Source organism: Pyrinomonas sp. (assembly GCF_040289685.1).
GTDB lineage: Bacteria > Acidobacteriota > Blastocatellia > Pyrinomonadales > Pyrinomonadaceae > Pyrinomonas.
The window spans coordinates 1-8,111 of sequence record NZ_PSLQ01000096.1; the positions used below are offsets into that span (position 1 = coordinate 1).

The 8,111-nt window shown below is 61.1% G+C and carries 6 protein-coding genes; 2 read left to right on the plus strand and 4 right to left on the minus strand.

All coding sequences use genetic code 11. The annotated features are described in order from the left end of the window. Positions 1-141 precede the first annotated feature (141 nt). Positions 142-1,320, plus strand: coding sequence for a tetratricopeptide repeat protein (locus C4334_RS14020; protein ID WP_352432712.1), 1,179 nt, complete (start codon positions 142-144; stop codon positions 1,318-1,320). Positions 1,321-1,530: 210 nt separating this feature from the next. Here the strand turns inward: C4334_RS14020 and C4334_RS14025 are convergent, their stop codons facing one another. After that, positions 1,531-3,237, minus strand: a complete 1,707-nt coding sequence (locus C4334_RS14025; protein WP_352432713.1) for a M20/M25/M40 family metallo-hydrolase — start codon at positions 3,235-3,237, stop codon at positions 1,531-1,533. A gap of 326 nt (positions 3,238-3,563) precedes the next feature. On the opposite strand from C4334_RS14025, the gene C4334_RS14030 reads away from it, so the two are divergent. Then, positions 3,564-4,637: an SDR family oxidoreductase gene (locus C4334_RS14030; protein WP_352432714.1), complete on the plus strand. Its 1,074-nt coding sequence runs from the start codon at positions 3,564-3,566 to the stop codon at positions 4,635-4,637. Between the two features lie 88 nt (positions 4,638-4,725). On the opposite strand, the gene C4334_RS14035 is transcribed toward C4334_RS14030, so the two are convergent. From C4334_RS14035 to C4334_RS14045, 3 genes are all read right to left on the minus strand, one after another. Next, positions 4,726-5,247 carry a DUF4112 domain-containing protein gene (locus C4334_RS14035; protein ID WP_352432715.1) on the minus strand — a complete coding sequence of 174 codons (522 nt, stop codon included), beginning with the start codon at positions 5,245-5,247 and terminating at the stop codon, positions 4,726-4,728. Beyond that, a complete protein-coding gene (locus tag C4334_RS14040) occupies positions 5,247-6,956 on the minus strand; it encodes a M1 family aminopeptidase (RefSeq protein ID WP_352432717.1) in 1,710 nt (569 codons plus the stop codon). The genes C4334_RS14035 and C4334_RS14040 overlap by 1 nt, the downstream gene beginning before the upstream one ends. Positions 6,957-7,129: 173 nt before the next feature. Then, a partial coding sequence (locus C4334_RS14045) for a peptidylprolyl isomerase (RefSeq protein ID WP_352432716.1) occupies positions 7,130-8,111 on the minus strand: 982 nt, incomplete at its 5' end.

Consider the following 8,111-nt stretch of genomic DNA (forward strand, 5'->3'; position numbering starts at 1 on the left):
GAGGGCAAGCCCCCGGCTGCGCGCCGTGGGGTAGTTGACACCCGAAACGACATATGCTCGCCTTCAGTTGAAAACGGGCGCGAGCAGGTCCGAAGTCAAACGGTCGCTCTTCGTGTACTTCCGACTGAAAGGAGTTACCACATGTTCGCTCGAATTTTGGCGCGCGGCGTGATCGCGGCCATCTTTTGCCTAGCATTCTCTTTCGCGCTCGTCGCACAAGAGAAACGTCCATCCGCCCAAGAACCGGCTGGAATCTACGAAATGGAAAAGGGGCGCGCGCTCGAACTGCTTCGCGCCAGCCGCTTCGCCGACGCCCTGCCGGTGCTAGAGAAACTGGCCCTCGCACAACCCAACGACGGCGAGACTCAGTTTCTCCTCGGATTCGCCAAACTAGCCAATGCCCGCACCATCACCGACCAAGCGGCGCGTCAACGCGAGCGCGCTCAAGCGCGGGCAGCGCTGTTGAAGGCCAAGCAGCTCGGCTTTGAAAACCCTCTGCTCGATCAGCTTATCGCCGCCATCCCGCCAGACGGGAGCGAACCGGTCGTGAAGTTCTCGGACAACAAAGAGGCTGACGCCGCCATGCATGCAGGCGAGACGGCCTTTGCCAAGGGCGACCTCGAGGCAGCGCTGGCCGCCTACGAACGGGCCTTCAAACTCGATCCGAAGCTTTACGAAGCGGCTCTCTTTGCCGGCGACATGCACTACAGGAAGAAAGAATGGGAGAAGGCCGCTGAGTGGTTTGCGCGTGCCATCGCCATCGATCCTGACCGCGAGACGGCCTATCGCTACTGGGGCGATGCGCTGCTGTTGCAAAACAATCTAGATGAGGCACGCGATAAATTCATCGAAGCCATCATCGCGCAACCCTACACGCGCGAGACGTGGGCAGCGCTGATCACGTGGGCAGACAAGGCCAACGTCGAACTGGGCCATCCGCGCATTGAGCCAAACAATTCAGGCGAAGCGGCGAAGTACTGGAAGGTTTACGCCGATACGCGACAGACATGGGCCCGAGGGCAATTCGTCAAGGAGTTCCCGAACGAAAAGGCATACCGGCACAGTTTGAGCGAGGAAGTGACGGCGCTTCGCGCAGCAGCCGAAGCCGTGCTCAAAGATCCGGCGGGCGCCAAACTCGCCTCCGCCGACCCTTCGCTCGCCAATCTGCTTGAACTTCATCGCGCAGGGCTTCTCGAACCCTACGTACTTCTGGCGCGCGCCGACGAGGGCATTGCCCAAGATTATGCCGCCTATCGGCGCGCAAACCGCGAAAAACTGCGGCGGTACATCCGCGAGCAGGTCATCCGCTCAAGCAGGTGAACGCCGAAAAACGACGGCTCTTCAAAGCGGTTGGATCGTGCTCACCTTCTCTTTTGCACGAGTGACGCCGAAGAGTGGCGCGTTCCCAAGCCAGCTTGGGAACGCGCCACCGCTTCAAGCTACCAAGTACCTCTTTTCGCCTTGAACGCTCCGTAGCAGCGAGCTTCGGGAACGCATCACCGCCTCTTTGAAGACACGCCGCGCTTTTGGCTATCGCATGGGTTTGCGCGGCATCTTCTGATCCATCATCGCCGCGTTGTAGATGAAAGCGGCCATGATGGTCGCCGCCTGTTTCATGTCATCGGCCTGAACGCGGTCGTACACATCCATGTTCGAGTGGTGCGTGCGCGTGTCGTATTCGATCTCGTCTTGAATGAACTGGAATCCCGGCAACCCGATGGCGTCAAAAGAGAGGTGATCCGTGCCGCCGGTGTTAGCAAGCGTCAGCGTCGCCGCTCCCAGATCGCGAAACGGCAGCAACCACTCGCGGAAGATCGGGCGCACGGCTTCGTTCCCTTGCATATAGACGCCGCGTATCTTTCCGGTCCCGTTGTCCAGATTGAAATAGACCGAGAACTTGTCGTATTCGGGACCGGGCGCGATCTTGGGCGGCGCACCGCCAGCGCCGGAGATCATACGCATGAAGCTGCTCTCTTCCGGTTCTTCGATCTTGCCGAAGTGCTGGGCCACGTAGGCGCGCGATCCCAACAAACCCTGCTCCTCGCCGCTCCACAGCGCGATGCGAATCGTGCGGCGCGGTTGCAATCCCAAAGCTTTCAGAATGCGCACCGCTTCCATGCAGACGGCGACGCCAGCCCCATTGTCGGTGGCGCCCGTTCCGGCATGCCACGAATCCATGTGTGCGCCGAGCATGACGATCTCGTCGGCTTTGTCGCTTCCCGGAATCTCAGCCACCGTGTTATAAGCCATCAGGTCTTGATCGTGGAATTGAACCTCGAGCTTGACGTTCATCCGAACGGCTTCGCCAGCTTGGATCATGCGCGCGAGGCGGTTGTAGTTTTCCACAGCCATCACCAATTGTGGGATGACCGGCGGCGCGTTCTTGTCGTAGGGACGAACGCGCCCCATGAAGAGGCTGCGCAAGGTCGCCGCCGGCGACGAAGTGTCGATGGGCTGCGGGACGCTCGCTGCTGAGACGAAGACCGTGCCGCCGTCACCATTGAAGCTCGGATCGATGAGCACAGCGGCTCCTTCGTCGGCGAAGAATTGCAGCTTTTTGGCAGCGAAGATCTGGTTCTGAATGCGTTCGCGCACGCGTGGGTCGTTCATGTCGAAACGACGCGATGGCGCGCGTCCGGGCATCGGCGCGTTAGCCAGTTCGAGCAACTCTTTGTCGCTCATGCGCGTGCCGAGCGGGTCGAAGTGAGCTTTGACTTCGCGCATCGGCGCAGTGAGCACGATCTTGCCCTTCAGTTGTCCTTTGAATCGTTGCAAATCGTTTTCGTTTTTAGCATCGACGTAGACGACATCCCCGGTCACGTTGACGCTCGGCGACCAAGCCTTCGGGTAAGCGATGAGCGGAATGGTCTGTGGCGAGATGACCTCGGCGGAAAAGCTCTTCAGCTCCCAACCGCGCCCGAAGGGTCCCCAAGGCTCCAAACGCGCGTTTTGCAATCCCCACTCGGCCAGCTTGGCGCGCGTCCACTCGTTGGCCCGCTTCATCTGCGGCGAACCGGTTAAACGCGGACCGATCACGTCGGTCAGGTAGCTTAAGATCCGCATGACTTGCGAGCGATTGAGGCCTTCGTCTTTGATCCGTTCGATGGGATCGTTGGTGTTCTTTTGAACGGACGATGCGGTTTGAACTTGGCCGCCCGACGGTTGCTGACCGAGGGCAGCCTGTGTGCACAACAACGCGTAGAGCAACAGCGCGGCGACGAAACGTCTTTTCAGCATATTTGCACGCTCCTTAAGATCGGAAGACAAAGTTCGAGGAAGCGAAGACTTATACGCGCAGGGATGAGAAAAGGTTTCAAGCGTGTGCGGTGCTTCCGCTTGCGTGGGCTGCGCCGCAACCGCCGAGTCGGTTCGATCGCCGACACCCTCGAGAAGCACGTTGCAAGGCAGGGGCGCAAAAAGCGAGAGCGGTTCGACTGCCTGCAGCTTCGAGCGACGCTGGCGCGATTCGCTCTCGACGCGCTTATCCGATTTCGAGGCTCGCCCTCTTTCGCACGAGCGCGATTCGCTTCCTCGCTGCCAACTCCGGTAAAATCCTCGCCAAGATGTGCGCCGCAAGGACAATCTTTCTCACTGGCTTTCCGGGTTTCATCGCCGGACGTTTAATCGAACTGCTCGCGCAGGACGATCAAGCGCAGTTTTTGCTGCTCGTGCACCCATCCATGCTGGCACGCGCCCACCGACAACTCGTGCGGCTTGAAGCGCGCGCGCCCAATGCCAAGGGACGATTTAAGCTGCTTGCGGGCGACATCACGGAACCGAATCTGGGCTTGCGCGCCTCTGAACTCGAACGCGCCCGCCGCGAGGCGACGACGCTCTTCCACCTAGCGGCTGTATATGACCTAGCCGTTGATCGCGAGACGGCCATGCGCGTCAACGTCGAGGGAACGCGCAACGTCAACCGGTTCGCCCTCGACCTGCAGAACCTTGCGCGCTACAACTACGTCTCGACCTGTTACGTCGCGGGCAAGCGCCGCGGCATGATCCGCGAAGACGAACTCGTCCACTCAGCGGGATTTCGTAACTACTACGAAGAATCGAAATATTTGGCCGAAGTGGAAGTCGCCGCGCTCAGGCGCGACTTACCTGTGACCATCTATCGGCCATCGGTCGTCTGCGGCGATTCGCAAACGGGCGAAACCGCCAAGTACGATGGCATCTATTACCTCATCAACTACATCTTGATGCAGCCGGATCTTCTCTCGCTCGTCAACATCGGCAACAAGCGCGTGCGGCTCAACGTCGTGCCGGTCGATTTCGTCGTGCGAGCGATGGCGACGCTGGCCAACGACGAACGCGCCGCAGGTGCCACCGTACACCTTGCCGATCCGGATCCGCTGACGACCTACGATCTTTTCGAAACCATCGCCGAAGCCGTGGCCGGTCACGGCTCGCGCTTGCACGTGCCGCCGACGCTTGTGCGTTCGACTTTGCAACTCCCCTTCTCGGAGGCGATCACAGGATTGCCGCGCGTTGGCGTCCCATATTTCTTCATCGAACAGACTTATGATACAACGCGCGCACGCGCGCTTCTCGATCCGCATGGCATATCCTGCCCGCCGTTCGCCTCTTATGTTCGCGCGCTGGTCGATTTTGCGCGTCGCCACCCTGAGCTCTAACGAGCCGTGGCTCGAAGGTTCGCGCCGAACGGACCATTCGTCGTTGGCGCACGCAAGTGCCACTTCCAAGCCGTGCGCCCGCTCGAAATCAATCCGCCAAACGCGCGAGGCGACTGAGCGCGTATACGGCGACGAAGAACGAAGCGAAGAGCAAGCCGATGAGCGCGACCGCGATCAAAGTGACGAAGAGCCAATCGCTCATGCGCGCGCGGCGCGCGTTATGTCCGGGAAGTTGCATATGGCGACGCAGGAGATCTAGATTGCGGCGGTTCGATTTCCAACTGGCATCGAACAGATCGCCGACTAGCGGCACTGCTCCCAAAACGTAGTCGATGCCGATGTTCAATCCCATGCGCGCCAGCGTGATCTTGGACACGCCGAAGCGAACGGCTGAAAGGAGGATGTAGATGGAGGCCAGCGACGTCGCCGCGTCGCCAATGCCCGGGATCAAACCGAGGATCGCATCTAAGCCGATGCGCCAACCGAGAACGGGGATTCTGATGAGATCATCGAGCAACCAAGCGAGCCTTTCGAGGTGCTGGCTGGCGTCGGCGCGCGTCCTTTCTTTTCGAGGCAAAGTCCGTTCTCTCTCCGCCAAAGAATCGCTCATCATTTGATCCTCGTAATCTGTCGCCAGAAGAATTTGCCGAGACGCGCGAAAGCGTTCGGCGCCTCGTCCCTCTTTGCGCCTGCTGCGGGCAGGCCGAGCGTGACGGCGAGAGTCACGTTCGGCGGCCCGATGTCTTCGTCACCGAAGCGCCCTACTAGCCAACGTTCGAAGAGCCGCGCGACGGCGGTTCGTTGATCGGATGCGGCTTCGACCATGAATGCCGAACGCAGGTCGTTTAGGTCCGCAATGCGCTGCTGGTGCTGATGGTAGTAGCGCCGCAAGGCGGCGAAGAAGCGCGCATCGCCCAGCAAACGACGAAGCGCAGCGAACATCAACGCCCCTTTGCTTTCGACGATGGCGGCATATTGAAACGAATTGCGGTAGGCGCGCGCCGCGCGGTCAGCGGGCAGATCTTCGCCGCCAAACGTTCGATAGAGTTGATAGACGCCGCGCAGTTGATCATCAGCGACGAGCGCAGCGCGTTCCGGGCCATAGTTCTCCTCGAAATAGAAGAGCGCAGACCAGTTGGCCAGCGCCTCATCGAGAACGGGCGTGCGTTGCGGGTCGCTCCCGACCGCTGTTCCCCACCACTGATGAGCCACCGCGTGGGCGATGGTCCACTCCAGACTCTCCTCGAAAGATGCGCGCTGTTCGCGAACCATGTCGGGCAAAGCTCTGGCTTGCGGCGCATCGAAATCGACATAGAAGGCGGCAGCGACGACGCTTAAGCCGGAGAACTCGGCGTGCCCCAAACCGGCGATCAAAGGCGCCTCGACGATCTTCAAGGACTTGAGCGGCAGCTCGCCGAAACGTTGCGCGTAAAGGCGCGCAGCCGCAGCGGCCACGTCGAGCGCGCGGCGCCCCACCCTCTGCCGCCCAAGCCGAAAGACCGAGCGCAGGCGCAAGTCGCCGACAGCGCGTTCCTCGCTCTGCCAACCGCGCCCCACGAGGATGGCGAAGTTGCGTAAGCTCTTGCCCGAAAACTTTCCCTTTGCCCTCTCTTCGCCAGACGTGATGATCTCCGCTTCGGGCGTACTTTCCATCTCTATTTCGACTTCGTAATCGGCCACCTCGGCATGAACGAAATCGCCGACGCTCGCTTCAACGCGCCGCGACCATCCGTTGTTTTCGCGCGCAGCGAGCACGGGATAGCCTGCGCCGAGCAGCACCGTATCGCCGGAACGAAAATGCAGGTGACGTCCGCTCAACTGCTCGCGCCTATTGCGCCAGACGGCGTCGATCTGGTTGACGAGATGGGCCAGCAGCGTCGTCTCCTCCCCATCCACATCCGGAAAAGTGCCGCGAAACTCGATCTCGACTTCGACGCTCTCGCCGGGCGCAACCAGTTGCGGCAGCGGGATGCGAAGCGATGTCGCGCGATCGACGAGGGCGAAGGGTCGTTCAGCGCCTTTCACGCGCACGCGCTCAATGTACAGCCGCGGACTTGCGGCCTCGTCCGTTTCCTCATCGGCGCGCAGGTTGGGATAGAGATGAAAGTAGAGGGTCGTCTCCGGACGCGTGCCGATGTTGGTCCAGCGCACGCGCTGCTGTCCGACGTAGCGTCTTGCCGTCGGGTCTATTCGTAGTTTGATCGCGTAACGGTTCGGCAAAGCGGCCATCTTCTCCCCGGCCGCAGCACCGACGAGCAGCGCGAGCAAGCAAGACGCGCCTACGATTTTGCAGTTCATGCGCATCGGGATGAGAAACATTCCGCTCACGACCAAACCCCAGCGCCCATCCTTTGAGCTGGCTCGATTCGAAGGCTCAACGGGCGATCCCGCCTACGCGCCAAACTTGGTCGTCATGCTGATCGCCGCTGACCTTCTTCCGTCGGAAAGGCCAGAGCTTTCGCGCTGTTCGTCAGCGAATCAGGCTCGAACCTTCATGGACGCGCGCGCTTCTTTTTCGCGTGCGGCGCACGCCCTTGTTCGATCTCGACGCGCAGGATGCGGTCGCCACGCACCATGTCATCCACTGTCTCCATTCCGCTCACCACCTGTCCGAAAAGCGTGTAGCCGCCGTCCAAATGTGGCTGTGGCGAATGGGTGACGAACCACTGCGAGCCTCCTGTGTCTTTGCCGGCAAGCGCCATGCCGACGGCACCGCGCCCGTAAGAGAGCATGTTGATCTCGCACCGAATCTGGTAACCTGGGCCTCCTTCGCCATCGCCGCGCGGATCTCCCCCTTGAATGACGAAGTTTGGAACGACGCGATGAAACGTCAAGCCGTTGAAGAATCCCCGTCGAGCGAGCGCAATGAAATTTTCCACCGTTAACGGCGCTTCGCGCGGTAGAAGTTCGATGACGAAGACGCCCTTTTCGGTTGTGACTCGCGCGCGCGCCCAACGACGCTCGACGGCGCGCCGAAGGTCACGTTCGGTCCAGCGCGTTTCGGCCTCTCCGATCAAACGGCTGCTCTCGCCGTGGAGAAGCGAAACGGCATGCCGCCTGATGAGGTGATCTTTGGCCCGAAGCGCTGACCTGATCGCTTCAACCGCCGTCGCCGTGCGCTGTCGCGCCAAAGCGTCGAGCGCGCGCAATGCGGCATCGTTCATCTCGTCGCTCAAAGCACGCTGCAAAGCAGCGATCAAGGCGCGTTCGTTATTCGCATCGGGCGGACGCGCAGCGAGGAGTTCCGCCGCCGCGGCGCGCACGATCACGTCTTCAGCGTGCAACTCATCGCGCAGCAAGGCATCGAGGTCGGACGGGTTGAACGCCGCCAGCGCGCGTAACAACGCGGGGCGCGCGCGCACATCCGCTCCAGCGCGACCGAGCGCGGCACGCAACGCGCCCTCCGCTTCTCGTCGCACGTCCGCATCTTTGGCGGAGGCGGCTTCCGCCAACCCTTGCGCAATGGCCGCCGCG